This window comes from Rhodobacter capsulatus SB 1003, assembly GCF_000021865.1.
Taxonomy (GTDB): Bacteria; Pseudomonadota; Alphaproteobacteria; order Rhodobacterales; family Rhodobacteraceae; genus Rhodobacter; species Rhodobacter capsulatus_B.
Genome location: NC_014034.1, coordinates 3,627,694 through 3,652,193, shown reverse-complemented (window position 1 = coordinate 3,652,193; position 24,500 = coordinate 3,627,694). Strand labels below are relative to the sequence as shown.

The following is a 24,500-nucleotide window of genomic DNA, read 5'->3' as shown; positions in this document are numbered from 1 at the left end:
AACGTCATTCCCTCAGGCGCCGAAGGCCCAGACCAGCCGCAGTTCCGTGCGCCCCCCCTCTCCCTCGGGATGGGTGACGATCCAATGGGTTCGCAGGCGTGGTGTCACTCGTTTCCGCATCAAAGCCCCCCGCGGTTGCTGTTTCGGGAAGCATGCGCCGAATTGGTTAATGCGAGGTTCTCAGCCCAGCGGCACCCGGCCCCGGTCGGTCAGCAGCCAGGCCTTCCGCCCCTCGATCACCGCGGCGGACAGCGGGCCGCCATAGCCGGCCGAGCTGTCCAGATTGAGCCGGTTGCCGTAATGGCTCGGGACCTCAAGCGCGGTATGGCCATGCACGATCAGCGCGCCGTGATCGCGGGGGTCTTCCAGAAACGGGGCGCGGATCCAGAGCAGGTCATCCTCGGTCTGCGCCGCAAGCGGCACGCCGGGGCGAATGCCCGCATGCACGAAGATCGCTTCGTCGCGCTGATGAAAGAGCGGCAGATCGGCCAGCCAGCGGCGATGCGCGGGCGGCACGGCGGCGAGTGCCTCGGCATGGACCTGTGCCGTGGGCCGGTTCGCCGGTTCGCGGATGCCGTAGGAGGCCAGCGTCTCGGGCCCGCCCAACCGCGGATGCATCCAGGTGTATTCGGCGCGCAGCCGCGGATCGCGGCCGAAGGGATCATCGAGGAAGATCGAGAACATCCGGTCGTGATTGCCCTTGAGCACGATCAGAGTGTCATCGGTCTGCTGCCGCTCGAACAGATGGGCGATCACCCCGGCGGAATTCGGACCGCGGTCGCACAGATCGCCCAGCACCACCACGGGGCTGTCGGGGGCGCCCTCGCGGGTTCGGTCGGTCTCGATCCGGTCGAAGGCGCGCATCATCAGGTCATATTGGCCGTGGATGTCGCCGATTGCATAGCTTTGCATGGTCTCTCCAACGAAAAGGCCCCCCGCGGTCGCGGAGGGCCTGGTAACGCCTTGAATCTAGGGTCAGGCGATGTTGAATTCCAGCGGTTTCACCTGCTGGAAGAGGCCGGTGGCTTCAAGTTCGGACACAACTTTGGCATCCAGCGCCTCGTCGAGATAGGCGATGGCGATGGCCTCGCCGCCCGCGGCCGCGCGGCCCAGGGTGAAGTTCGCCAGGTTGACCTTGTTTTCGCCCAGAAGCGTGCCCAGCTTGCCGATGATGCCAGGCACGTCCTTGTTGGTCGTGTAAAGCATGTGGCGGCCGACTTCGGCATCGACGTTGATGCCCTTGATCTGGATGAAGCGCGGCTTGCCATCCGAGAAGCAGGTGCCCGCGATCGAGCGTTCGCGCTTGTCGGTGACGACGGTGATCTTGATGTAGCCGTCGAACACGCCCGACTTGTCCTGCGTCGTGGTCGAAAGCTGGATCCCGCGTTCCTTCGCGATGACCGGGGCCGAAACCATGTTCACGTCCGGGTTCACCCGGCTCATGATGCCCGCGATGACGGCGCATTCGAGCGCACGCAGGTTCATCGTCGAGGCGGTGCCGTCATAGGTGACGTTGATCGCGGTGATCGGCTCGTCGGTCATCTGGCCGATGAAGGCGCCCAGATATTCGGCAAGCTTCACCCACGGCCCCATGACGCGGGCTTCGTCGGCGGTCATCGAGGGCATGTTCAGCGCGTTTTCAACGGCGCCATCCAGCAGATAATTCGCCATCTGCTCGGCCACTTGCAGCGCGACGTTTTCCTGCGCTTCCGAGGTCGAGGCGCCCAGATGCGGCGTGCAGACGACGTTCGGCAGGTTGAAGAGCGGGTTGGTTTCCGCCGGTTCGACCGAGAAGACGTCAAAGGCGGCGCCCGCCACATGGCCCGATTTCAGCATCTCGGCCAGCGCCTCTTCATCGACCAGACCGCCGCGGGCGCAGTTGATGATGCGCACGCCGGGCTTGGTTTTCGCCAGGTTTTCGCGGCTCAGGATGTTGCGGGTGCTGTCGGTCAGCGGCACGTGCAGGGTGATGAAATCGGCGCGGCGCAGGAGTTCCTCCAGCTCGACCTTTTCCACGCCCATCTTCTCGGCCTTTTCTTCCGACAGGAAGGGATCATAGGCGATCACTTTCATCTTCAGGCCCTTGGCGCGGTCGCAGACGATCCCGCCGATATTGCCCGCGCCGATCACGCCCAGCGTCTTCGCCGTCAGTTCGACGCCCATGAATTTCGACTTTTCCCATTTGCCCGCATGGGTCGAGGCCGAGGCCTCGGGGATCTGACGGGCAACGGCGAACATCATCGCGATCGCATGTTCGGCGGTGGTGATCATGTTGCCAAAGGGCGTGTTCATCACGATCACGCCTTTTTTCGACGCCGCTTCCTTGTCGACGTTGTCGACACCGATCCCGGCGCGGCCGACGACTTTCAGGTTCGTCGCCTTTTCCAGAAGCGCCGCGGTGACCTTGGTCGCCGAGCGGATGGCAAGGCCATCGTAATTGCCGATGATCTCGGCCAGTTTTTCCTTGTCCTTGCCGAGCTTGGGCTGGAAATCCACTTCGATGCCGCGATCGCGGAAGATCTGCACGGCGGCGTCGGAGAGTTCGTCAGAGATCAGAACCTTGGGGACCATTTCATGGGCTCCTGAAATTTCGGAAATGTGGGAAAGGATGGGCGCGGCCTGCGCCCATCGCCGTTCTGAAATCAGGCTTGCGCCGCGATTTCCGCCTCGAAGGCGTAAGCCAGCCACGGCATCAGGGCCTCGACATCGGCTTTTTCGATCGTCGAGCCGCACCAGATCCGCAGACCGGCCGGGGCATCGCGATAGGCGCCGATATCCAGCGCAACCCCTTCTTTTTCAAGGCGTTTGGCAACGGCCTTGGCAAAGGCGGCGCCGTCCTTGATGCGGGCGTCATTGAACTTGAGGCAGACCGAGGTGGTCGAGGCCGTCGCCGGGTCGTTCGCCAGATTGGCAATCCACGGATTGGCGTCGCAGAAGTCCCAGACCACTTTGGCGTTGGCGGCGGCCCGGTCGACAAGGCCCTTCAGCCCGCCGATGGTTTTCGCCCATTTCATCGCCACCAGATAATCTTCGACGCAAAGCATCGAGGGGGTGTTGATGGTTTCGCCGACAAAGATGCCCTCGATCAGCTTGCCCTTGGAGGTCAGGCGGAAGATCTTCGGCAGCGGCCAGGCCGGGGTGTAGCTTTCGAGCCGTTCCACCGCGCGGGGCGACAGGATCAGCACGCCATGGCCGCCTTCGCCGCCCAGCACCTTTTGCCAGGAGAAGGTGGTGACGTCGAGCTTGTCCCAGGGCAGGTCCATGGCGAACGCCGCGCTGGTCGCGTCGCAGATGGTCAGGCCTTCGCGGTCGGCCGGGATCTTGTCGCCGCTCGGAACCCGCACACCAGAGGTGGTGCCGTTCCAGGTGAAGACGACATCGGTGTTGAAATCGACGGTGGCGAAATCGACGATATCGCCATAGCCAGCCTCTTTCACCTCGGCGTCAAGTTTCAGCTGCTTGACGACATCGGTGACCCAGCCGGAGCCGAAGCTTTCCCAGGCGCACATCGTCACCTTGCGGGCGCCGAGCAGCGACCAGAGCGCCATTTCGACGGCGCCGGTGTCCGAGGCGGGAACGATGCCGATGCGGTAATCCGCAGGCACGCCCAGAATTTCGCGGGTCAGGTCGATCGCCTCTTTCAGCTTGTTCTTGCCGATGGCGGCACGGTGCGACCGGCCAAGCGGCGCATCCGAGAGCATGTCGAGGGAGAAACCGGGGATCTTCGCGCAAGGGCCCGAAGAGAAACGTGCATTCGCCGGACGGTTGGCCGGGGCAGTATTCGTCATGTCGCTATCCTTCCAGATAAACGCCCTTCGTTGGGGAAGGGTGTCCCGCCGTCGCTGCTACAGGCTTTGCCCTCTGGCACAAGATGGAAAATCACGCTAAAGCGCCGCATCGGATATCAAAAGCGACATCCCTCCAGCCCCGGGACCCCTGATCCATGTTCATCGCCACGCTTCTCGCCGACCCGAAAGCCGCCAATCTGGAGGCGGTCACGGTCACCTCATTGCGCAATGCCTGGGGGGGCGGAGAGGTCCGCTGGCTGGCCCCCGGCATCGCCGCCGAATTCCCGATGGACAGGATGCCCGAGAACCGCTGGCAGGTCTGGGAAGATCTGCAGAAGCTCGGTTTCGACCTTGTGGTGCAGGGGGCCGAGGGGCGGAAGAAAAAGATGCTGCTGGCCGATATGGACAGCACGATGATCCAGCAGGAATGCATTGACGAGCTGGCCGATGTGGCGGGCGTCGGCGCGCAGGTGAGCGCGATCACCGCCCGCGCGATGAATGGCGAGCTGGATTTCGAAGGCGCGCTGACCGAGCGTCTGGGCCTGCTGACCGGCTTGCCCGAAAGCGTCATTGCCCGGGTGATTTCGGAGCGCATCACCTTCATGCCGGGCGGTCATGACCTGTTGCGCACGATGAAGGCGAACGGGGCTTATTGTGCGCTGGTATCCGGCGGATTTACCGCTTTCACCGGCTATGTCTCTGAAACGCTTGGCTTTGATGAGAACCGGGCGAATGTTCTGGGCATCAAGGATGGCAAGCTGACCGGGGTTCCGGTGTGGCCCATTCTGGGGCGTGAAGCCAAGGTTCAGGCATTTCTGGAAATTTCGGAAAGACTGAAATTGGCCCATTCCGAGGTGATGGCGGTGGGCGACGGCGCCAATGATCTGGGCATGCTGCAGCTGGCCGGGGCGGGGGTGGCACTGCACGCCAAACCCTCGGTCGCGGCGCAATGCGAGATCCGGATCAACCACGGCGATCTTTCGGCGCTGCTGTACATTCAGGGCTATGCGGTGGGCGATTTCGCCTGAAGCTTCCCGCCCTGCCAGACCCGGGTCAGTGCCCAGTCGTCAGTCAGATGCACCAGATCGGCGGGCAGGCCGGGGGCGATGCGTCCCCGGTTCGACCCGATCAGCGCCGCCGGGCGTGCGGTGGCCATGGCCAGTGCCTGTTCGGGCGGCAGGCCCAGATCCGTCACGCAGAATCGGATCGCCCGGGGCAGGCTCAGATCCGCCCCGGCCAGCGTGTCGTTTTCCGTCCGCAGGCTCCGGTTGGCACGATGGATGCGCCGCCCCGCAAGGTCGAAGCCGGTCAGATCGGTGCCTGCAACCGCCATCGCATCGCTGACCAGATAGATCCGCTCCGCCGCCAGCCGCAGCGCCAGCCGGGCTGATTCGGCGGAAACATGGATCCCGTCGCCGATCAGACCGCAGGCGAAGGGCAGCGACAGGGCGGCACCGACCAGCCCCGGCTCGCGCGAGCCCAGCGGACTCATCGCGTTGAAGAGATGCGTCACGACGCGGGCGCCCGCGTCGAAAGCGGCCTGCGCCTGCGCAAAGCTGCAGTCGGCGTGACCCAGCGCCACCACCACCCCGGCCGCGGTCAGCCGGGCGATCTGCTCGGGCGTCACCGAAGCGGGCGCCACCGTCAGCAGCAGCGCGGGCAGACCGGCGCGGGCTTCGCAAAGCGTCAGAAGGTCGTCCTCGGTCATCGGCCGGATGTGCGCGGCCGGATGGCAGCCGGGCCGCTTCGGGTCGAGATGCGGCCCTTCGAGATGCAGGCCCAGAAACCCCGGCACCCGGCCGACCGCCGCCACCCCGGCGGCCAGAACCGCGCGGGTCTGCCGGGCCGAGGTGGTGATCAGCGTGGGCAAAAGCCCGGTCGTGCCAAGGCCCGCATGGGCGGCGCAGATCGTGGCGATCTCGGCCAAGGGATCATCGCCCGAAAGCATCACCCCGCCGCCGCCGTTCACCTGCAGATCGATCAGCCCGGGCGCAAGCAGGCCGCCCTCCAGCTTGATCCGCGCGCCTTCGGGCGCGTCCTGCACGGGCAGGATCGCGGCGATCCGGTCGCCCTCGATCACCACCGCCTGTCCGTCAAGACACCGGGCGCCGTCAAAGAGCCGGGCCCCGGTCAGGATCATGCGGCCCATGTTGCCGGATCCCGCGCCATCGCCATCGCGCCGTCAAGCGCCGTGCCCAGGGGCTCGGCCCGCGGCCAGTCGGTCAGCGCCAGCGTCGGCCCAAGCCCGCCCAACCACACCACCGGCAACGGCGGATCGGTCTGCAACAGCCCGATCGCCGCGCGCAATTCCGCCCGGGTCTCGGCCAGCACGTGACGCGACAGCGGATCGTCGAAGGCGCTCGCCATGCGATGCACCAAAAGCGCATGATCGGCGGGCGTCTTTTGCAGCGTGAAGGCGACCAGCCCCGGCCCGCCGCCCAGATCGGTCAGGATCGTCTGCGCCAGGGGCGAGATCGGCGCGTAGCCATCCAGCATCCGGGTGATCCGGTTCAGCATCAGCCGCCCCATCCAGGCGCCCGAGGCCTCGTCGCCCAGCCGGAACCCCCAGCCGCCGATCGCCGTGACCTGCCCGCCCAACTGCCGCGCAAAGACCGAGCCGGTGCCGATCGCCGCCATGATCCCGTCGCCCGTCCCCAGCGCGCCGCGCAGCGAGGTGGTCACATCCTGCACCACCTTGGCCCGGAACGGCAGCGCCGCCTCCAGCCGCGGCCCCGCCCCCGAAAGGTTCGCCCCGGCGACGCCCAGCACCGCCCGCACCTGTTCCGGCGGCCGGTCCGCGATCAGCCGCAGCGCCAGCCCGCGCAGGCTTTCCAGCGCCGCCGCAAAATCCGTGGCGATATTTGCGGGACCGCCCTCGGCCCGGGCGAGTTCGCGCCCTTCGGCATCGCAAAGCACCGCCCGGCAGCCGCTTCCGCCGCCATCAATCGCAAGATAGACCATGTTCGCCTCCGTTCGGCCCAAGATGCCGTGGCCCGGCGCAGGCGGCAAGGCGAAACCCGCCCGGGTCGCAACTCGGCGCTTGTCCCCGGGTCGCGGGCCTTGATAGGAAGGGCCGCGCGCGCAGGGGGGGGACGATGCGACGGATCTTGATCACTCTGTGTCTGAGCCTTGCCCTCTCGGGCTGCGTCACGGCACTTCCGTTCAAACTCGAGCTGCCGCTGCCGAAGCAGAAGCCGGTCACCGGCCGGGTCACGCTGCAGCAGGGCAGGATGACCCTTCTGGCGCCGGACGGGTTCTGCGTCGATCCCGGCTCGACCCGCGACGGGCCCGAGGGCAGCTTCGTGCTGTGGGGCAGTTGTGCCGCGATCGGCGGCGATCCGCGCGCGCCGCGACCGGCACAAAAGGCGCTGCTCAGCGCCACGATCGGTCCACCCAGCGAGGATCCGGTCGAGGCCGCCTTCGAAAGCTACGAGGCGTTTTTCAAAAGCCGGGCCGGACGGGCGGCGCTGGCGCGGTCGGGGAAGGCGCGGGATGTCGAGATCCTGGCGGTGCGGCGCGAGGAGCGGCGGTTGCTGCTGAAAATCGCCGATCACTCTGCCCCCGACACCGCCCCGGTGGAGCCGGTCTACTGGCGCGAGATCATCGGGCTTGGCGGCCATGTCTCGGCGCTGTCGGTGCTGCCGCTGGCGGGCAGCGCGCTGGATGACGCGACTCAGCTGGACCTGCTGTCGGCTTTCGACGAGACGATTCATGACCTGAATTGACCGCATTCGGAGAGTGTTTAAAATGCGTTTCACGGCAGGGTTGCAACAAGGCTGAAATGCTGCTTTTCTTGCTGATTTTAAGCTTCATTTCTATCCGGAGCCGGTGCAGAACAATCCTAGCGTAACTTTTCGTTTGTATGATGGTGGCGTCCTCGTATCGCCTGGGTGATGATGTCCGGAAAATCCAACTCCCTCCTTGATCGGCTGGCGCAAGGCCGCATGCTGGCGCGCTGGGAGCGTGCGGGGCGCAAGGTTTCGCTGATGAGCGCGGCCGAGCTGGCGCAGCTGCGCGACGATGCGCAGACCCTGCGGCGCAGGCTGGATCAGGTGCTGTTTCAGGCGGAAGAACGTCTGGCCCTGCCGCCCGGCGGCGACGGGATCGTTCGGCCGCTGGGCTGCGACTGGGTCTGGCGCCCGGATCTGTGGCGGGGGCCGGTGGTGCCCTCGGGCCATGTCGGGATCGAGAGCCGGACCCGGATCGGCGCCGATGCGACGCTGTTTCACGATTGCCGCGACAGCGACATCACGCTGCGCCAGATCCGCAACCGCCCGCCGCAGGAGGCCGCGCCCTTCGGGCTGCGGATGGATGTCTTTCGCTTCGACGGCTCGTTCCTGTCGCTGGTGCTGGACCTGCCCGAGGAGGGCATCGCGGGGCTGAAGCGCAATCATCTGATCCGGCTCGCCATGTCGGTCGAGCTGGAACGGCCGCTCGAGATTTTCTGTCGGCTGAACATCAAGCACGGGCCGAACACCGATCAGCTGGTGCGGGAGATGCCGCTGGGCGGCGGCACGGATTTCGTCGAATTCGATCTGGCCTATACGAAGATGAACGAAAAGCGGGTCGAGAAGGCCTGGGTCGATCTGATCTTCGAAGGGCCGCAGATGAACCAGATCCTGCTGCGGGATCTGTCCGTGGCGCGGCATCCGCGCGCCAATATCTGAGAGGGCAGGATGCTGGAAGGATCGCGGATCGCGGCCGGGCGTTGGGAAGCTCTGTGGCGGGGGCCGGAGCCCGCCTTCAAGGTGCTGCATCTGGAACGGGAAGTGCCCGGTCTGAGCTGCGCCGCGCTGGGCGAAAACCTCTGGCAGCTGAGCCTGCCGATCCCGCCCGGGCTGTTGTCGGACGGGGTGCAGACCTTTGTTCTGCGCTCGGGCGAGGAACAGGTGGGGCATTTCACCCTGATCGCCGGGCAGCCGCTCGAGGCGGATCTGCGCGCGGAACTGGATCTGCTGCGGGCGGAACTGGATCTGCTGAAGCGGGCCTTCCGCCGCCATTGCGTCGAAAGCGGCGCCTGAGACCGGGGGCGTTGCCCCCGGACCCCGGGATATTTGCGGCACGACAAAAGGTGGATCAGAGCCGGGCGCCGAGCCTTGTGCCCTGATCGATTGCCCGTTTCGCATCCAGCTCGCCCGCGACATCGGCGCCGCCGATGACATGGGGGGTGAAACCCTGCGCCGTCAGCGCTTCGGCCAGGCTGCGCTGGCTGTCCTGTCCCGCGCAGAGCACCACCGTATCGGCCTCGATCAGCGTCGGGTTTTCGCGCCCGGGGCCGAAGCTGATGTGTAGGCCCTCGGCGGTGATGCGTTCGTAATTGACCCCGCCGAGCATCTTCACGCCCTTTGCCGCCAGCGCCGCGCGATGGATCCAGCCCGTCGTTTTCCCAAGATGACGGCCGGGCTTTTCCGGTTTCCGCTGCAGCAGCGTCACCCTCCGCGCGGGCGGGGTGGGGGCGGGCTCGGCCAGCCCGCCCGGGCTTTGCGCCGGATCGCCGACGCCCCATTCGCGCCGCCAGTCCTCGGGGTGGAGCGTCGGGCTGTCCGTCACGGTCAGGAATTCGGCGACGTCAAAACCGATACCGCCCGCGCCGACGACCGCGACCCGCGGCCCGGCGACGGCCTTGCCCGAGAGCAGATCGGCATAGCTGACGGCCAGCTCTTCGCCCGGAATGCCGGGACGGCGCGGGGTGACGCCGGTGGCGATCACCACCTCGTCAAAGCCGCCCAGCGCCGCCACCGTCGCTTCGGTCTTGAGCCGCAGGCTGACCCCGGCACGGGCCAGCATGGTGGCGAACCAGTCGGTCAGGCCGTGGAATTCCTCCTTGCCGGGGATGGTGCGGGCCAGCCGCAACTGCCCGCCGATTTCGGCGTCCTTCTCGAAGAGCTTCACCGCATGGCCGCGCTCGGCCGCGGCGATGGCGCAGGCCATGCCGGCGGGCCCCGCGCCGACGACGGCGATGCGTTTCGGGCTTTCGGCAGGGGTCAGCAGCAATTCGGTCTCATGGCCCGCGCGCGGATTGACCAGGCACGACGAAATCTTGCCGGAAAAGGTGTGGTCCAGGCAGGCCTGATTGCAGCCGATGCAGGGCGCGATTTCCGCCGCACGGCCGCTGGCCGCCTTGGCGACGAAATCGGGATCGGCGAGGAAGGGCCGCGCCATCGAGACCATGTCGGCCTGACCGGCGGCAAGGATCCCTTCGGCCACTTCGGGGGTGTTGATCCGGTTCGAGGTGATGACGGGGATGCCGACTTCGGGACGCAGCCGCGCCGTCAGCCAGGAGAACGCCGCCCGCGGCACCGAGGTGGCGATCGTGGGCACCCGCGCCTCGTGCCAGCCGATGCCGGTATTCAGCATCGTCGCCCCCGCGGCCTCGATGGCCTTGGCCAGCACCACCACCTCGTCCCAGGTCGAGCCCTCGGGGACCAGATCGATCAGCGAGATGCGGAAGATCACGATGAAATCCGGCCCGACTGCGGCGCGCACGCGCTTCATCACCTCGACCGGCAGGCGCATCCGGTTTTCGTAACACCCGCCCCAGTCGTCGGTCCGGCGATTCACGTGGCGGACCAGGAACTGATTGAGGAAATAGCCCTCCGAGCCCATCACCTCGACGCCGTCATAACCCGCCTCGCGGGCGCGGGCGCTAGCGGTGGCGATGTCGGCAATCTGTTTCTCGATGCCCGCCGCATCCAACTCCTTTGGTGCAAAGGGCGAGATCGGCGATTTCACCGCCGAGGCCGAAACACACTCCGGTCCATAGGCATAGCGGCCCGCATGCAGGATCTGCATCGCGATCCGCCCGCCCGCATCATGCACCCGCTCCGTCACCAGCCGGTGGTGGGCGATGTCCGCGGCGGTGAACAAACCCGCCGCGCCGGGAAACACGCCCCCCTCGCGGTTCGGCGCCATCCCCCCCGTCACCATCAGCCCGACCCCGCCGCGCGCCCGCGTCGCGTAGAATTCGGCCACCCGGGCCCAGTCGCCGGTCTCTTCCAGGTTCGTGTGCATCGAGCCCATCAGCACGCGGTTGGGCAGCACCACATGACCCAGATCGAGCGGCGCCAGCAGATGCGGATAATGGCTCATCACGTCCTCGCGTTTTGGCTCTCATTTTCGGCCACCTTACAAGCGCCGCCCCCCCTGTCACGGCAAACGCGACGTCATTGTCTTCATCTTGCCCGAAATACCTCGGGGTGAGCCCGCAGGGCGAGGGGCAGAGCCCCTTTCCCGCCAAGACGGGCAACAATCGTTTCCCCGCCTTGACCGAACTTTGCAATTTCCCCCGTATTGTCCCGTAAGCGTCCAAATTGCGCCCGAATTCAATCCGATGACTTGGGCAAGCGCGAAACATTCCCGATGGGTGACCGATGGACCGTCTGACCGAAATGGAAGCCTTTGCCACGGTGGTGGATCAAGGTGGCTTCACCGATGCCGCCAAGAAGATGGGGATTTCCAAATCGGCCGTGTCGAAACATGTCTCGGCGCTGGAGGCGCGGCTGGGCGCAAGGCTGCTCAACCGCACGACGCGGCGGGTCTCGCCCACGGAAATCGGGCTCGCTTATTACGACCGCGCCCGGCGGGTGCTGAATGACGCCGGAGAGGCCGATGCGCTGGTCACTTCGATGCAGGTGGCGCCCTCGGGGCTTTTGCGGATTTCGGTCGCGACCGATTTCGGGGTCAATCTGCTGTCCCCGGTTCTGGGCGATTTCCTGCAGGAATATCCGGAAGTGACCGTCAACATGGTGCTCAACAACCGCTATGTCGAGCTGATCTCGGAAGGGTTCGACATGGCGATCCGGGTGGGCGAGCTGGAAGACAGCACGCTCAAGGCGCGCAAGCTGACCGAGACGGCGAAGCGGATGATCGCCTCGCCGCGCTATTTCGAGAAATACGGCCGCCCGACGAAGATCGACGATCTGAACGATCACAAGCTGCTGCATTATTCGAACCAGTCGAACGGCAATGTCTGGAAGATCACCGCGCCTTCGGGCGAGCGGCGGCAGGTGCGCTCGGCCGGCTGGCTGACGGTGAATGACGGCCAGTCGCTGCTGCATGCCGCCATCGCCGGGCTTGGCATCGCCTATCTGCCCAGCTTCCTTTACGCCGATGCGATGAAAAAGGGTCAGGTCGAAGAGGCGATGCCCGATCTGCCGATGGAGACGCTCGGCATCTACGCCGTCTATCCGCCGGGCCGCTTCACCCAGCCCAAGGTCCGGGCTTTCATCGATTTTCTGGCCGAGACCTTTGCCGACAAGGGGCCCGACAACTGGTAGGTTTCCGTTCCTCCCACGGTGCCCTTCCGTCCGGCGCCGTCACCTTGGGGTCGAGGCGAGCACCGCTTCGACCCTTCTGTTTTTGTCGCGCCCCTCGGGTGTGAGGTTCGAGCTCCGCGGCGACAGCCAGCCCGCCCCTTCGGCGCTCAGCTGCCCGGCCGGAACGCCCAGCTTCTCGATCAGCCGCTTGCGCACCGCCGCGGCCCGATCGCGCGAGAGCGCGATATTCGCGGCCAGCGCGCCGGAATTGTCGGTGTGCCCCACAAGCGCGATCCGCGCCTCGGGCCGGGTCGCCAGATAATCGGCCAAAGCCGAAAGCGAGGCAAAATCGCCCTCGGCCAGTTGCGATGCGCCGCTGGCGAAGACCAGATCGTCCAGCGCCACCTTGCCCGCGCGCTCCAGCGCCTTGGCCAGATCGGCGGCGGGGCTTTCGGGTTCCGGGCTGGGCTGCGGCGCGGCCAGATCGTTGCCGGGCGTGACCGGGGTGGCGTCTTCGGCCGTCATCGTCGTCAGATGCACGAAGCCCGATTCCGACGAGCGCGACACCGTCAGCGCGATCCAGTCATTGCCGTTCTGCGCCGCCAGATAGCGGAAGTCGCCCAGATCGACATGCATTTCCGGTTCCGGGATCAGATCCAGCGCATAGCGGAAATCGAAACCGCCGCAGGCATCGGTTTCGCATTGATACATCAGGATATAGCCCGCCGCCGCGATCTGGTCGCGCAGCGGCGCCAGGATTTGCAGCGTCGTCTGCTGATTGCCGCGCAGCCGCCAGGCCGTGTCGGACCGCGCCCCTTCCAGCGCGCTGCGCGCCATCGTGTCCGCGCGCCAGGGCCCGATCGGCAGCCCGTAGGAGGTCGCGGCCTGGCTTCGCTCGGCCGAGATCGCGGCGCCTTGCGGCAGGGTCAGGGCCAGCGGATCGGCCTGCGCGGGCAGGGCGGCCAGCAAAAATGCTGCGCAGAAAAAACGTCTCATGTCCGGGTCTCGCGGCGGTAATGATAGGCGCAGACGGGCGTCAGTCCGAGGTCGCGGTAAAGCGCCAGCGCCGCGGTATTCGCCCGAGTGACGACAAGGCTCAGGCGGGTTGCCCCCTCCGCGGCGGCCCAGCGGCAGGCCTCGGCCAGGATCGCGCGGGCAAGGCCCTGACGGCGAAATTCCGGCGCGACAACAAGGGCATGCAGCATCGCGATGCGGTCATGGATGGCGACAAAGGCCGCCCCGGCGGCGCGGTCGCGGCTGCGGCCAAGGACGGCGGCTTTCGGCGTGCTTGCGCGGTCGAGGATCGCCTGCCGCGCCGGGCCGATGCCGTTTTCCGCCCAGATCTCGCGGGCGATGGCCAAGGGCGGCCAATGCGCGAAGGCGGTGACGGGCGGCACGTCGCGGGGCAGGGCGGCCAGATCGGCCATCAGGATCACCACCGGATCAAAGGCCTCGAAGCCCCGTTCGGCCAGCGCCGCATCCAGCGCCTCCTGCCCGGGGCGGAGCATGAATTTCGGCTCCTGTCCAAGATCTCGCTGCGCAGCGATGGCGGCGTCGATGTCGGCGTTTGCAAGATCTCCGATCAGGCTTGCCGCACTGACGCGCGCGCCGCCGCCCCGGCCTTCGCGGATCAGAAAGCCGCCCGCCTGCCGGACCGAGGCCGCGGGCCATGTGGCGTCGATGACCTCGAACAGCGGATCGGTCATCGACCCTCCGGGAAAGCGTCTTGCAGTGCGGCAAAGGCGGCGTCCAGCGCCGCGGGCTCGGTCGAACGGGCGACAAGGTTGGTGCCGTATTGCCCCTCGGTGACGAAAGGATAGGAGCCGAAGGACACGGCCGGATGCGCCGCGGCCAGATCGCGCAGCGCATCGGCGATGGCGGCTTCGGCCACCATCATCTGCCAGTTGCGCGACAACAGCGGCTGCCCGCCCGCAAGCCGCGGCAAGAGCCCCGCCACCATCGCCTGAAAGATGTTCGGCACCCCCGCCATGACGTGGCAATTTCCGATGCTGAACCCGGGGGCGCCCGAGACCGGATTGTCGATCAGGCTGGCGCCTTCAGGGATGCGGGCCATGCGCAGCCGGGCCTCGGTGAACTCCACCCCGCGGGCGGCGTAATGGGCGGCAAGGATCGCCCGGGCGTCGTCGCGAATGCCGATGCTGCGCCCGAAAGCCTCGGCCACGGCATCGGCGGTGATGTCGTCATGCGTCGGCCCGATGCCGCCGGAGGTGAACAGATGATCATGCGTCCCGGAAAGCTCCCGCACTGCGGCGACGATGGTCGGGTGATCATCCGAAATCACCCGGATCTGCCGCAGATCGAAGCCCGCCTTGACCAGTTCCCCCGCCAGATGATGGGCGTTCCCCTCGCGGGTGCGGCCGGTCAGGATCTCGTCGCCAATGATCAGGATCGCGCAGGTGGGATTGGGCATGGGGCTCCTCCTTGGGCCACGGTATAAGGGGCGCGGGCCTTGCGGAAAAGCCCGGGTCTGGCCAAGCCGCGGATTTGTGACTATCTAGGGGCGATTGAACAGGAGAGTGCCCGTGAACGACGCAAAACCCCGCCTGACCAAGGATGGCATCCGCATTTACGACCGTGCCGATTTCGCGGGGATGCAGGCGGCGGGCAAGATCGCGTCGCAGATCCTGGACGAAGTCGCGCCGATGGTGGTGCCGGGGGTGACGACCGGGGCGCTCGATGATTTCATCCGCAACCGGGTGACGGAACTGGGGGCGGTGTCGGCGACGATCGGCTATCGCGGTTACAAGCATGCGTCCTGCATCTCGGTGAACCATGTGGTCTGCCACGGCATTCCGGGGACAAAGGTCCTGACCGATGGCGACATCCTGAACATCGACGTGACGGTGATTCTGGAGGGCTGGTTCGGCGACACCTCGCGGATGTATGTGGCGGGCAATCTGACCCGCAAGGCGGAGCGGCTGATTCAGGTCACCCATGATGCGCTGATGCTGGGGATCGAGCAGGTGAAGCCGGGCAACACCTTTGGCGACATCGGCCATGCGATTCAGGCCTATGTCGAGGCGCAACGGATGAGCGTCGTGCGCGATTTCTGCGGCCACGGGCTGGGCCGGGTCTTCCACGCGCCGCCGAACGTGCTGCATTACGGCCGCAAGGGTGCGGGCGCGGTGCTGGAGGAAGGCATGATGTTCACCATCGAGCCGATGGTGAACCTGGGCCGCCCCGAAACCAAGGTGCTGTCGGACGACTGGACCGCGGTCACCCGCGACAAGTCGCTGTCGGCGCAGTTCGAACATTCGGTGGGCGTGACCGCCGACGGCTGCGAGATCTTCACGCTGAGCCCCGCGAACCGGTTCCACCCGACCTGGGGCTGAAGCTGCGCCTGTGACGGGCCGGGGAGGGGGCGCTGCCCCCGCTGCTGCGCAGCCCCCCCGGGATATTTGCACCAAGGTGAAACGGGTGGCGGGTCAGTCGTATTTGCGCAGATCCTCGATCACCTTGCCGTCGTTGGGCAGGCTGCCCGGGGCGACAAGCTCGACCGTGCCCTTGAGTTTCAGCGCCTCGATGACGCCCGTGGCGTAACGCGCGGGGTCGCGGGCCTCGGTTTCGATCCGCACCGTCATTGCGTCCATCTCGCCCTCGCGGGTGGCGATGACGCGGGCGCGGGTGACCTCGGGGTGGGCGGCGACGAAGGCCGCGACCTGTTCGGGGCGCACGAACATGCCCTTGATCTTCGTCGTCTGATCGGCGCGGCCCATCCAGCCCTTGATGCGCAGGTTGGTGCGCCCGCAAGGGGACATCCCGGGCAGGACGGCGCTGAGATCGCCGGTGGCAAAGCGGATCAGCGGATAATCGGGGTTGAGCGTGGTGACGACAACCTCGCCCACCTCGCCCGGGGGGACCGGATCGCCGGTGCCGGGGCGAACGATCTCGACGATCACGCCCTCATCGACGATCATCCCCTCCAGCGCCGGGCTTTCATAGGCGATGTTGCCCAGATCGGCCGTCGCATAGCATTGCAGGCAGGCGATGCCGCGGTCGGCATATTCCTTGCGCAGGCTCGGGAACAGCGCCCCGCCGCCGACCACGGCGCGGCTGATCGTCAGCGCCTCGTTCATCTCGGCGGCCTTGTCGAGGATCACCTTCAGGTAATCGGGCGTGCCTGCGTAAACCGTCGTGCCGATATCGACGGCGGCGCGGACCTGCAATTCGGTCTGGCCGGTGCCCGCGGGCAGGACGGCGGCGCCCACGGCCCGCGCGCCGGATTCAAAGATCATCCCGGCGGGGGTCAGGTGGTAACCGAAGCAGTTCTGCACGATGTCGCCCGGGCCGACGCCCGCGGCATGCAGGAAGCGCCCCATCCGCCACCAGTCCGCCGAGGTTTCCCCGGGTTCATAGATCGGGCCGGGGCTTTGGAAGATATGCGCGAAGCCGCGCGCGGTGCGCGGCGTCATGCCGCCGAAGGGGGGGGATTTCTTCTGTGCGCTGCTCAGGTCGGATTTGCGCAGCACCGGCAGTTTCGCCAAAGCGTCAAGCGAGGTGACGGCCGCCGCATCGACCCCCCCCAGATGCGCTGCCAACCCCGGCGCCGACAGCGCGCGCGCCACCGCCTGCGGCAGATCGCGGCTCAAGGCCGCCGCGCGTTCATCGGCGGAACGGGTTTCCAGAACATCGTAATAGCGGCTCATCGCGGCGCCTTTCTGCGGCTTGTCCGAAGAATGCTGCGGTGCAGAATGCTGCGCAGCAAATGTTGTTGATCAAACGGTTGTCAGGCAAGCCAGCGCTTGCGGCGGCGATAGGAGCGGACATCGCGAAAGCTTTTGCGGCCGTCATCCGACATGCCCAGATAGAATTCCTTCACATCCGGGTTTTCGCGCAATTGCGGTGCCGGGCCGTCCATCACCACACGGCCGCTTTCGAGGATATAGCCGTAATGCGCATAGCGCAGCGCGACGTTGGTGTTCTGCTCGGCCAGAAGGAAGGTCACGCCTTCGCCCTCGTTCACCGCCTTCACGATCTCGAAGATCTGCTCGACCAGCTGCGGCGCCAGCCCCATCGAGGGTTCGTCCAGAAGGATCGTTTCCGGCCGCGACATCAGCGCCCGGCCCATCGCCACCATCTGCTGCTCGCCGCCCGAGGTATAGCCCGCCTGCGATTTCCGCCGCTCCTTCAGGCGCGGGAAATAGGCATAGACCATCTCCAGATCGCGCGCGATCGCGGCGCGGCCATCCTTGCGGGTATAGGCGCCGGTGAGCAGGTTTTCCTCGACCGTCAGGTGCTCAAAACAATGCCGCCCCTCCATCACCTGGATGACGCCCTTGCGCACCAGATCGGCGGGGGACATGTCCTGCACCCGCTCGCCGCGGTAAAGGATCGCGCCCTTCGTCACCTCGCCGCGTTCGGAGTGCAGAAGGTTCGAGATCGCCTTCAGCGTCGTCGTCTTGCCCGCGCCATTGCCGCCCAGAAGCGCGGTGATCCCGCCCTTGGGCACCGACAGGCTGACGCCCTTCAGCACAAGGATGACGTGGTTGTAGATCACCTCGATGTTGTTCACTTCAAGGAGCGTCTCGGTCTTGGCGGCATCGAACATGGTCATCCTCCGGGGCGAAATCCCCCGGCCCGAAGGCCGGGGGCAGGGGCTTACTTGCAACGCTCGGCGATGCCGGATTCCTTGGCGAAAGCGGCCGAGTCCTCGGCGATCAGCGGATCGAGCACCTCGGCATCGGCCTCGATCCAGTCCGAGACGGCGGACCATTTCTTCGCCGAGGCATCCCATTGCAGGATCATCGCCGTGCCCGGGCCGCCGTGATCGGCGCAGCTGGCGGCGATCGGCTGGGCAAAGCCCGGCAGGCCAAGCTCGGTCAGACGCGCCTCGGTCAGGTTCAGGGTCTCAAACCCGTCGCGGACCTCCTCGGGCGTCACCGAGGCCTTGCCGGTCTTTTCCTGCGCGGTGCGGATCGCTTCGGAAATGATCATCGCCGCATACATCCCGCGCGAATAAAGCACGGTGCCCAGCTGATCGCCCGCCCCCGCCGCCTTGCCCGCGTCGAAGACATATTTCTTCAGATCGGCATAGATCGGATACTCGGCGCCGACGCCGTGGAAGCTGATCGACTTGTAGCCATTCGCCCCCGCGCCCGCCGGGCCGACGTCGTTTTCAGAGCCCGACCACCAGATCCCCATCATGTGATCCATCGGGAACTTGATGTTCACCGCCTCCTGGATCGCGACCTGGTTCATCACGCCCCAGCCATACATGATGACATAATCGGGCTTGTCGCGGCGGATCTGCAGCCATTGCGATTTCTGCTCCTGCCCGGGCGGATCGACCGGCAGCAGCGACAGGGTGAAGCCGTGCTTCTTCGCCAGTTCTTCCAGCGTGCGGATCGGTTCCTTGCCATAGGCCGAGTTGTGATAGACCAGCGTGATCTTTTTCCCGGTCAGATCGCCGCCGTTTTCCGCCAGCATGTATTTCACCGCGACCGAGGCGCCGTCCCAGTAGTTGGCCGGATAGTTGAACACCCATTCGAACACCGCGCCATTCGCGGCCGAGGTGCGGCCATAGCCCGGGGTATACAGCACATGGTGATCCGCTGTGACCTTCGGGATCAGCTGATAGGTGATCCCGGTCGAGAGCGGGTTATAGGCCAGCGCCGCCTGTCCCTTGGTGCTTTCATAGCATTCGACGCCCTTTTCGGTGTTGTAGGCGGTCTCGCATTCCGGCACGGCGACCTTTTCACCGCCGATGCCGCCGTCGCGCTCGTTCAGCAGCGTGAAGTAATCGGCGAAACCATCGGCATAGGGGATGCCGTTCGCGGCATAGGAGCCGGTGCGATAGCTCAGGTTCGGCACCGTCAGATCGGCCAGAGCGGGGCCGGTCGTGGCCAGCATGGCCGCCGCCGCAAGGGCTGCAAAGCTCTTTTTCATACGTCTATCCTCCCAGTAACGTATTGTTTGTTTTCAACCGGTTGCCCGGGTCTTTCCCGGCCCCTCAATGTGGGAAGGGCCAAAGTCTCAGTTTTTCCTTGGCAATGCGCCACAGCTGCGCCAGCCCGTGCGGTTCGACGATCAGGAAAACCACGATCAGCGCACCGACGATCATCAGCTCCAGATGCGCGGCGACATCGGTGGGCCAGCCCAGGCCGCCGACCAGCACGTTCTTGAGAAACACCGGCAGCAGGACCAGGAACGCCGCCCCGGCAAAGGAGCCGAAGATCGAGCCGAGCCCGCCGATGATCACCATGAACAGCACCAGGAACGATTTGTTGATCCCGAAGGCCTCGCCCACCTCGGCCGCGCCGAGGTAGACCGAGAACAAAAGCGCCCCGGCGATGCCGATGAAGAAGGACGAGACGGCAAAGGCAGTGACCTTGGCGGACAGCGGATTGACCCCGATGATCTCGGCGGCGATGTCCATGTCGCGAATGGCCATCCATTTGCGCCCGATGGTGCCGCGCGTCAGATTGCGCGCCATCAGGGCGACAAGTGTCAGGAGGACGAGACAGAACAGGTATTTCGCCGCCGCCGTCGTCTGCGCCCCGGTGATGAAGACGCCGAACATGGTGCGGTCGGGCGCGGTGATCTGGCCGGACGCGGAATAGTTGTAAAACCACGGCACCTTGTTGAAGAGCCAGACGAGGAAGAACTGCGCCGCTAGCGTCGCGACGGCCAGATAAAAGCCCTTGATCCGCAAGGACGGCAGGCCGAACAGCACGCCGACGCAGGCGGTGATGCCGCCCGCCAGCAGGACGTGGATCAGGATCGGCACCTCGGGAAAGGCGGTCATCAGCTTGTAGACCGCATAGGCGCCGACCGCCATGAAGCCGCCGGTGCCAAGGCTGACCTGCCCGGCATAGCCCACAAGGATGTTCAGCCCGATCGCCGCGATCGCATAGATCAGGAAGGGCACGAAGACCGCATTCGCCCAGTAATCGTCGATGAAAAAGGGCACGACGCAATAAGCTGTTGCCAGCGCCGCGAAATATCCCATCCGGTCCAGACGGATCGGAAAGGTCTGGCTGTCGGCGCGGTAGCTTGTCTTGAAATCGCCTGCTTCGCGGTAAAACATCAGAGCCTCCCCCCGGTGATGGCACGGGGAAGGCTGCTGGGCGCCCCCGTCAGATGTCGCGGCGCACGCGCATCCAGGACCAGAGGCCGGCCCCGGCCCCGAAGGCCGCAAGGATCATGTTGATGGTGCGGGTCGAGGCCGGCTCGTCCGGCGGTGCGGCCAGCGCGATCCAGCCGAAGGTCAGGGCAGAGGCCCAGCCGATGGTGAAGGCGACGGAACAGGCTTTTCTGGTCATCGATATGGGGCCCCCCGTCCCCGGGCGCCTCCTCAACCGCAAGGGGCGCGTGATGCAGTGCGTGTCCCCGGCAGGAATCATCCCAGCGCGCCGGATCGCTGACAGAATGTCGCACCTTGTCCCCCTGTTCAACCCTAATCTGCGTCAAAGTGTCCATTTTAGTTTACACCCTCTCGATGATCCGCTCGCCGAACAGGCCCTGCGGCCGGAACACGAGGAAGATCAGCGCCAGCACATAGGCGAACCAGTTTTCGGTGGCGCCGCCGATCATCGGACCGATGAAGAACTCGAACAGTTTCTCGCCCATGCCGATGATCAGCCCGCCGACGATGGCGCCGGGGATCGAGGTGAAGCCGCCCAGCATCAGGACCGGCAGCGCCTTCAGCGCGATCAGCGAGAGCGAGAATTGCACCCCGGATTTGGAGCCCCACATGATCCCGGCCACCAGCGCGACAAAGCCCGCGATCGACCAGACCAGGATCCAGATGAAGCGCAGCGAGATGCCCACCGAAAGCGCCGCCTGATGGTCGTCGGCGACGGCGCGCAGCGCCCGGCCCTGTTTCGAATACTGGCTGAACACGGTCAGGGCCGCCACCAGCGCCACGGACACCACGGCCGCGACGATGTCGAGATTGTCGATGAAGAAGCCATAGCCGAACCAGGCGCCGGTCAGGCTTTCCACCGTCTCGTTGATCCCCTGCGGCAGGCCGACATCCAGCGTCTTGATATCGGCGCCCCACATCACGTCGCCGAAACCTTCGAGGAAATAGGCCAGCCCGATCGTCGCCATGAACAGGATGATCGGCGCCTGATTGACCAGATGCTTGAGCACCAGTTTCTCGATCGCGATCGCCATGCCCACCATCACGCCGATGGTGAGCAGGATCGCCAGCACCGCGGGCACCTGCCAGCCAAAGGTCTCCAGATGGCCGCCGGTCATTGCATTGATCAGATGCGCGAAGGGCACCTGTCCGTTCTGGATGCCGACCAGCGTCAGCGCCGCGAAAAGCGCCATCACGCCCTGCGCATAGTTGAACACGCCCGAGGATTTGTAGATCAGGACGAAGCCAAGGGCGACAAGCGAATACATCACCCCGGCCATCAGCCCGTTCAGCGCGGCCTCCGAGGCATAGGTCAGCTGCTCAAGCATGGGCCACCCCCAGATAGGCGTCGATGACGTCCTGATTGTTGCGGACTTCCTCGGGCGGGCCGTCGCCGATCTTGCGGCCGTAATCCATCACCACCACCCGGTCGGACAGATCCATCACCACGCCCATGTCATGTTCGATCAAGACCGTCGTCGTGCCGAATTCGTCGTTCACATCCAGGATGAAGCGGCACATGTCCTCTTTTTCCTCGACGTTCATCCCGGCCATCGGCTCGTCCAGAAGCAGGATCTTCGGCTCCGCCGCCAAGGCGCGGGCCAGTTCCACCCGCTTCTTCAGCCCATAGGGCAGGCGCCCGACCGGAGTTTTCCGAATATTCTGGATTTCAAGGAAGTCGATGATCTTTTCGACTTTTTCGCGATGCTCGTCTTCCTCGGCGGCGGCCTTGCCCCACCAAAGGGCCTGGCTGAACAGGCCCGCATGCATCAGCGTCAGCCGCCCGGTCATGATGTTGTCCAGAACCGACATGCCGTCAAAAAGCGCGATGTTCTGGAAGGTGCGGGCAATGCCCAGCCGCGCCACCTGATAGGGTTTCATCGGACCGCGCTTTTCGCCGCGGAACCAGACTTCGCCCTCGGTCGGCACGTAAAAGCCCGAGATCACGTTCAGCATCGAGCTTTTGCCCGCGCCGTTCGGGCCGATGATCGCGCGGATCTCGCCTTCGCGGATGTCGAAGCTGATGTCCTTGATCGCCACCACCCCGCCAAAGCGCAGGGTGATGTTGCGCAGCTCCATCAGCACGGGGCCGATCCGGCGGCCGTCGGGGGTGGTATAGCCTTCGCCCATGTCCTTCATTCCGCGGCCTCTTTCTGCATGCGCGCCTCGGGCGCGACGGTGGCATCCTCGATGCGGAGCGTGGCCCTGATCGCCCCCTTGCGCCCGTCCTCGTAGGTCACTTCGGTTTCGGTGGTGATCCTGTCCCGCCCGTCATAAAGCGCGGCGATCAGATCGGCGTATTTCTCGGCCACGACATTGCGGCGGACCTTGCGGGTGCGGGTCATCTCGCCGTCATCGGCGTCCAACTCCTTGTGCAGGATCAGGAAGCGGTGGATCTGGCAGCCCGAGAGCATCGGATCCTGCGCGACCGAGCGGTTCACCGCGTCGATATGCTCGCGGATCATCGCATAGACCTGGCTGTGACCGGCCAGTTCCTGATAGCTGGCATAGGCGATGTTGTTGCGTTCCGCCCAGTTGCCGACCGCGGTCAGGTCGATGTTGATGAAGGCGGTGCAGCGGTCGCGATCCTTGCCGAAGACCACGGCCTCCAGGATCGAGGGATAGAACTTCAGCTTGTTTTCAACGTATTTCGGTGCAAACAGCCGCCCGTCCGCCATTTTCCCCACGTCTTTCGCGCGGTCGATGATGCGCAGATGCCCGGTGCCGGGTTCAAAGAAACCGGCGTCGCCCGTCGCCACCCAGCCCTCGGCATCCTTGGTCGAGGCCGTGCTTTCGGGATTTCTGAAATATTCGACAAAGGTCCCGGGCGAGCGGTAAAAGACCTCGCCCGTCTCGCCGATCTTCACCTCGACACCGGGGCTCGGCACGCCCACCGTATCGGCGCGCACCTGTCCGTCGGGTTGCTGGGTGATGAAAACCGAGGCCTCGGTCTGGCCGTAAAGCTGTTTCAGATTGATGCCCATCGAGCGGTAGAATTCGAAGATCTCGGGGCCGATCGCCTCGCCCGCGGTATAGGCGACGCGGACGCGGCTCAGGCCGAGCGTGTTCTTCAAGGGCGAAAAGATCGTCACCTCGCCGGTGCGGTAGTTGAAGTAATCGCGCAAAGGCTGCGGATAAAGGTTCAGCAAAGGTCCCCGGGCGTGGAAATGCTTGCGATGCGCGAGCGGGTGGCGCAGCCGCACCAAGGCCAGCCGGACCGCGTTTTCCACCATCGTCTCGACCGAAAAGCCGATCCCCATCGCATAGCGCCAGGCCCAGCGCCAGCGCCGCCGCAGCGTCGGTTTCGAGCGTTTCACCCGATACCGCGGCATCCCGTAGGTTTCCCCGGTGGTCTTGGCGAAGTCCATGAAATGCTTGAACAACCCATGTTTCAGATCGCCCGCGTCCTCCATCCGGATCATCACGTTCGTCAGCATGGTCTCAAAGATGCGGGGGGGCGCAAAGAAATAGGTCGGCCCGATTTCGCGCAGGTCGGTCATCATCGTCGCCGGGCTTTCGGGGCAGTTCACGCAAAAGCCCGCCACCATCGCCTGACCGATGGAAAAGATGAAATCGCCCACCCAGGCCATCGGCAGATAGGCCAGCACATCCTCGTCGCAGCCCAGATGGTCAAAGGCGACCGAGGCGCGGGCGGTCTCGATGATGTTGCGGTTCGACAGCACCACCCCCTTGGGCTTGCCGGTCGTCCCCGAAGTGTAGAGCATCACGCAGGTGCTGTCCGCGGTCAGTTCCGCGATGCGCTTGTCCAGCTCGCCTTCATAGCGGAAATGCCCGGCCTTCCCCTCGGCGACGATATCGGCCAGATGGTTCATCCGGGAATGGTCGTATTTCCGCATGCCGCGCTTGTCGGTATACATGACATGCTGGATGTGGTGGATGCGATCCTCGACCTCGACCACCTTGTCGACCTGTTCCTGATCGCCGCAGACCACGAAGCGGGCGCCGCAGTGATCGAGCACATAGGCCATCTCCTCGGCCACGGCGTCCTGATAGAGCGGCACGGGCACCGCGCCGCACATCTGCGCCGCCACCATCGCCCAGTAATGCGCCGGACGGTTGCGGCCGATGATGGCGACGTGATCGCCCCGTTCCACCCCCAGGCTCAGAAACCCCATCGCCATCGCGCGGATTTCCTCGGCCGCCTCGGCCCAGGTCCAGACCTGCCAGATGCCGAATTCCTTCTCGCGATAGGCGGGACGGCTGCCATACCTTTCGACGTTCAGCGCCAGAAGCGCCGGGATCGACTGCGCCGTCGCCCCCTGATCCTGATCTGCCATTCTTCCCCCCTGCACCGGCTTTCCGGCGTGCAGGGCCGCGACTCTTTCCCGACGC

At 65.5% G+C, this 24,500-nt stretch carries 23 protein-coding genes; 6 read left to right on the top strand and 17 right to left on the bottom strand.

Annotated features, from left to right (window positions below; translation table 11 throughout):
* Positions 1 to 180: 180 nt before the first annotated feature.
* The 3 genes from RCAP_RS17060 to RCAP_RS17050 all read right to left on the bottom strand — a co-directional run bounded on the left by RCAP_RS17060 (position 181) and on the right by RCAP_RS17050 (position 3,788).
* The gene (locus RCAP_RS17060; protein WP_013069144.1) at positions 181 to 912 is read right to left on the bottom strand and encodes a metallophosphoesterase family protein; all 732 of its coding nucleotides are present in this window, start codon (positions 910 to 912) and stop codon (positions 181 to 183) included.
* A 63-nt stretch (positions 913 to 975) separates the two neighbouring features.
* Positions 976 to 2,571, bottom strand: a complete 1,596-nt coding sequence (gene serA / locus RCAP_RS17055; protein ID WP_013069143.1) for a phosphoglycerate dehydrogenase — start codon at positions 2,569 to 2,571, stop codon at positions 976 to 978.
* A gap of 71 nt (positions 2,572 to 2,642) precedes the next feature.
* Positions 2,643 to 3,788 (bottom strand): phosphoserine transaminase, encoded by a 1,146-nt coding sequence (locus RCAP_RS17050; RefSeq protein ID WP_013069142.1) that lies wholly within the window; start codon positions 3,786 to 3,788, stop codon positions 2,643 to 2,645.
* Between the two features lie 155 nt (positions 3,789 to 3,943).
* Here RCAP_RS17050 and serB point away from each other — a divergent pair, with 155 nt between their 5' ends.
* Entirely contained in the window at positions 3,944 to 4,816 is an 873-nt protein-coding gene (gene serB / locus RCAP_RS17045; protein WP_013069141.1) for a phosphoserine phosphatase SerB, read from the top strand.
* On the opposite strand, the gene nagA is transcribed toward serB, so the two are convergent.
* Both nagA and RCAP_RS17035 read right to left on the bottom strand, forming a co-directional pair.
* A complete protein-coding gene (gene nagA, locus RCAP_RS17040; protein ID WP_013069140.1) occupies positions 4,792 to 5,937 on the bottom strand; it encodes an N-acetylglucosamine-6-phosphate deacetylase in 1,146 nt (381 codons plus the stop codon). The two genes, serB and nagA, sit on opposite strands and share 25 nt — an antisense overlap.
* Positions 5,925 to 6,749 carry a BadF/BadG/BcrA/BcrD ATPase family protein gene (locus tag RCAP_RS17035; protein ID WP_013069139.1) on the bottom strand — a complete coding sequence of 275 codons (825 nt, stop codon included), beginning with the start codon at positions 6,747 to 6,749 and terminating at the stop codon, positions 5,925 to 5,927. The genes nagA and RCAP_RS17035 overlap by 13 nt, the downstream gene beginning before the upstream one ends.
* A 134-nt stretch (positions 6,750 to 6,883) precedes the next feature.
* Here RCAP_RS17035 and RCAP_RS17030 point away from each other — a divergent pair, with 134 nt between their 5' ends.
* The 3 genes from RCAP_RS17030 (at position 6,884) to RCAP_RS17020 (ending at position 8,809) form a co-directional block, all read left to right on the top strand.
* Complete coding sequence (locus RCAP_RS17030) at positions 6,884 to 7,513, top strand: hypothetical protein (protein WP_013069138.1); 630 nt, start codon at positions 6,884 to 6,886, stop codon at positions 7,511 to 7,513.
* 171 nt (positions 7,514 to 7,684) lie between these two features.
* Positions 7,685 to 8,455, top strand: a complete 771-nt coding sequence (locus RCAP_RS17025) for a DUF6478 family protein (protein WP_013069137.1) — start codon at positions 7,685 to 7,687, stop codon at positions 8,453 to 8,455.
* A 9-nt stretch (positions 8,456 to 8,464) separates the two neighbouring features.
* Entirely contained in the window at positions 8,465 to 8,809 is a 345-nt protein-coding gene (locus RCAP_RS17020; RefSeq protein WP_013069136.1) for a hypothetical protein, read from the top strand.
* A gap of 55 nt (positions 8,810 to 8,864) precedes the next feature.
* Here the strand turns inward: RCAP_RS17020 and RCAP_RS17015 are convergent, their stop codons facing one another.
* Positions 8,865 to 10,877 carry an NADPH-dependent 2,4-dienoyl-CoA reductase gene (locus RCAP_RS17015; protein WP_013069135.1) on the bottom strand — a complete coding sequence of 671 codons (2,013 nt, stop codon included), beginning with the start codon at positions 10,875 to 10,877 and terminating at the stop codon, positions 8,865 to 8,867.
* Between the two features lie 281 nt (positions 10,878 to 11,158).
* Here RCAP_RS17015 and RCAP_RS17010 point away from each other — a divergent pair, with 281 nt between their 5' ends.
* Positions 11,159 to 12,064, top strand: coding sequence for a LysR family transcriptional regulator (locus RCAP_RS17010; RefSeq protein WP_013069134.1), 906 nt, complete (start codon positions 11,159 to 11,161; stop codon positions 12,062 to 12,064).
* A gap of 39 nt (positions 12,065 to 12,103) precedes the next feature.
* Here RCAP_RS17010 and RCAP_RS17005 read toward each other — a convergent pair whose 3' ends face one another.
* Genes RCAP_RS17005 through RCAP_RS16995 form a run of 3 tightly spaced genes read right to left on the bottom strand, consistent with a single transcriptional unit; the run spans position 12,104 to position 14,474 of the window.
* Complete coding sequence (locus RCAP_RS17005) at positions 12,104 to 13,039, bottom strand: OmpA family protein (protein ID WP_013069133.1); 936 nt, start codon at positions 13,037 to 13,039, stop codon at positions 12,104 to 12,106.
* Entirely contained in the window at positions 13,036 to 13,749 is a 714-nt protein-coding gene (locus RCAP_RS17000; protein ID WP_013069132.1) for a GNAT family N-acetyltransferase, read from the bottom strand. Before RCAP_RS17000 ends, RCAP_RS17005 begins: the two co-directional genes overlap by 4 nt.
* A complete protein-coding gene (locus RCAP_RS16995; protein ID WP_013069131.1) occupies positions 13,746 to 14,474 on the bottom strand; it encodes a competence/damage-inducible protein A in 729 nt (242 codons plus the stop codon). Before RCAP_RS16995 ends, RCAP_RS17000 begins: the two co-directional genes overlap by 4 nt.
* 112 nt (positions 14,475 to 14,586) lie before the next feature.
* Here RCAP_RS16995 and map point away from each other — a divergent pair, with 112 nt between their 5' ends.
* Positions 14,587 to 15,396, top strand: a complete 810-nt coding sequence (gene map / locus RCAP_RS16990; RefSeq protein ID WP_013069130.1) for a type I methionyl aminopeptidase — start codon at positions 14,587 to 14,589, stop codon at positions 15,394 to 15,396.
* Between the two features lie 93 nt (positions 15,397 to 15,489).
* On the opposite strand, the gene RCAP_RS16985 is transcribed toward map, so the two are convergent.
* The 8 genes from RCAP_RS16985 to RCAP_RS16950 all read right to left on the bottom strand — a co-directional run bounded on the left by RCAP_RS16985 (position 15,490) and on the right by RCAP_RS16950 (position 24,445).
* A complete protein-coding gene (locus tag RCAP_RS16985) occupies positions 15,490 to 16,710 on the bottom strand; it encodes a phenylacetate--CoA ligase family protein (protein ID WP_013069129.1) in 1,221 nt (406 codons plus the stop codon).
* A gap of 80 nt (positions 16,711 to 16,790) precedes the next feature.
* Positions 16,791 to 17,612: an ABC transporter ATP-binding protein gene (locus RCAP_RS16980; protein ID WP_013069128.1), complete on the bottom strand. Its 822-nt coding sequence runs from the start codon at positions 17,610 to 17,612 to the stop codon at positions 16,791 to 16,793.
* Positions 17,613 to 17,662: 50 nt separating this feature from the next.
* Positions 17,663 to 18,949: an ABC transporter substrate-binding protein gene (locus RCAP_RS16975; protein ID WP_013069127.1), complete on the bottom strand. Its 1,287-nt coding sequence runs from the start codon at positions 18,947 to 18,949 to the stop codon at positions 17,663 to 17,665.
* 64 nt (positions 18,950 to 19,013) lie between these two features.
* Entirely contained in the window at positions 19,014 to 20,090 is a 1,077-nt protein-coding gene (locus RCAP_RS16970) for a branched-chain amino acid ABC transporter permease (protein ID WP_013069126.1), read from the bottom strand.
* Positions 20,091 to 20,139: 49 nt separating this feature from the next.
* A complete protein-coding gene (locus RCAP_RS16965; protein WP_013069125.1) occupies positions 20,140 to 20,325 on the bottom strand; it encodes a hypothetical protein in 186 nt (61 codons plus the stop codon).
* Between the two features lie 163 nt (positions 20,326 to 20,488).
* Positions 20,489 to 21,475 carry a branched-chain amino acid ABC transporter permease gene (locus RCAP_RS16960; RefSeq protein ID WP_013069124.1) on the bottom strand — a complete coding sequence of 329 codons (987 nt, stop codon included), beginning with the start codon at positions 21,473 to 21,475 and terminating at the stop codon, positions 20,489 to 20,491.
* Positions 21,468 to 22,286 carry an ABC transporter ATP-binding protein gene (locus RCAP_RS16955; protein ID WP_013069123.1) on the bottom strand — a complete coding sequence of 273 codons (819 nt, stop codon included), beginning with the start codon at positions 22,284 to 22,286 and terminating at the stop codon, positions 21,468 to 21,470. Before RCAP_RS16955 ends, RCAP_RS16960 begins: the two co-directional genes overlap by 8 nt.
* Positions 22,283 to 24,445 carry an AMP-binding protein gene (locus RCAP_RS16950; protein WP_013069122.1) on the bottom strand — a complete coding sequence of 721 codons (2,163 nt, stop codon included), beginning with the start codon at positions 24,443 to 24,445 and terminating at the stop codon, positions 22,283 to 22,285. The genes RCAP_RS16955 and RCAP_RS16950 overlap by 4 nt, the downstream gene beginning before the upstream one ends.
* Positions 24,446 to 24,500: the final 55 nt, after the last annotated feature.

Excerpts from the sequence above, each read along its gene's own strand:
- RCAP_RS17020 (WP_013069136.1), top strand. The coding sequence starts at position 8,465 with ATGCTGGAAGGATCGCGGATCGCGGCCGGGCGTTGGGAAGCTCTGTGG.
- RCAP_RS17060 (WP_013069144.1), bottom strand. The coding sequence starts at position 912 with ATGCAAAGCTATGCAATCGGCGACATCCACGGCCAATATGACCTGATG.
- serA (WP_013069143.1), bottom strand. The coding sequence starts at position 2,571 with ATGGTCCCCAAGGTTCTGATCTCTGACGAACTCTCCGACGCCGCCGTG.
- RCAP_RS17035 (WP_013069139.1), bottom strand. The coding sequence starts at position 6,749 with ATGGTCTATCTTGCGATTGATGGCGGCGGAAGCGGCTGCCGGGCGGTG.
- RCAP_RS17000 (WP_013069132.1), bottom strand. The coding sequence starts at position 13,749 with ATGACCGATCCGCTGTTCGAGGTCATCGACGCCACATGGCCCGCGGCC.
- RCAP_RS16995 (WP_013069131.1), bottom strand. The coding sequence starts at position 14,474 with ATGCCCAATCCCACCTGCGCGATCCTGATCATTGGCGACGAGATCCTG.
- RCAP_RS17010 (WP_013069134.1), top strand. The coding sequence starts at position 11,159 with ATGGACCGTCTGACCGAAATGGAAGCCTTTGCCACGGTGGTGGATCAA.
- RCAP_RS17005 (WP_013069133.1), bottom strand. The coding sequence starts at position 13,039 with ATGAGACGTTTTTTCTGCGCAGCATTTTTGCTGGCCGCCCTGCCCGCG.
- RCAP_RS16980 (WP_013069128.1), bottom strand. The coding sequence starts at position 17,612 with ATGTTCGATGCCGCCAAGACCGAGACGCTCCTTGAAGTGAACAACATC.
- RCAP_RS16965 (WP_013069125.1), bottom strand. The coding sequence starts at position 20,325 with ATGACCAGAAAAGCCTGTTCCGTCGCCTTCACCATCGGCTGGGCCTCT.
- RCAP_RS17015 (WP_013069135.1), bottom strand. The coding sequence starts at position 10,877 with ATGAGCCATTATCCGCATCTGCTGGCGCCGCTCGATCTGGGTCATGTG.
- RCAP_RS16970 (WP_013069126.1), bottom strand. The coding sequence starts at position 20,090 with ATGTTTTACCGCGAAGCAGGCGATTTCAAGACAAGCTACCGCGCCGAC.
- nagA (WP_013069140.1), bottom strand. The coding sequence starts at position 5,937 with ATGGGCCGCATGATCCTGACCGGGGCCCGGCTCTTTGACGGCGCCCGG.
- serB (WP_013069141.1), top strand. The coding sequence starts at position 3,944 with ATGTTCATCGCCACGCTTCTCGCCGACCCGAAAGCCGCCAATCTGGAG.
- RCAP_RS17025 (WP_013069137.1), top strand. The coding sequence starts at position 7,685 with ATGTCCGGAAAATCCAACTCCCTCCTTGATCGGCTGGCGCAAGGCCGC.
- RCAP_RS17050 (WP_013069142.1), bottom strand. The coding sequence starts at position 3,788 with ATGACGAATACTGCCCCGGCCAACCGTCCGGCGAATGCACGTTTCTCT.
- RCAP_RS16950 (WP_013069122.1), bottom strand. The coding sequence starts at position 24,445 with ATGGCAGATCAGGATCAGGGGGCGACGGCGCAGTCGATCCCGGCGCTT.
- RCAP_RS17030 (WP_013069138.1), top strand. The coding sequence starts at position 6,884 with ATGCGACGGATCTTGATCACTCTGTGTCTGAGCCTTGCCCTCTCGGGC.
- RCAP_RS16960 (WP_013069124.1), bottom strand. The coding sequence starts at position 21,475 with ATGCTTGAGCAGCTGACCTATGCCTCGGAGGCCGCGCTGAACGGGCTG.
- RCAP_RS16975 (WP_013069127.1), bottom strand. The coding sequence starts at position 18,949 with ATGAAAAAGAGCTTTGCAGCCCTTGCGGCGGCGGCCATGCTGGCCACG.
- RCAP_RS16955 (WP_013069123.1), bottom strand. The coding sequence starts at position 22,286 with ATGAAGGACATGGGCGAAGGCTATACCACCCCCGACGGCCGCCGGATC.
- RCAP_RS16985 (WP_013069129.1), bottom strand. The coding sequence starts at position 16,710 with ATGAGCCGCTATTACGATGTTCTGGAAACCCGTTCCGCCGATGAACGC.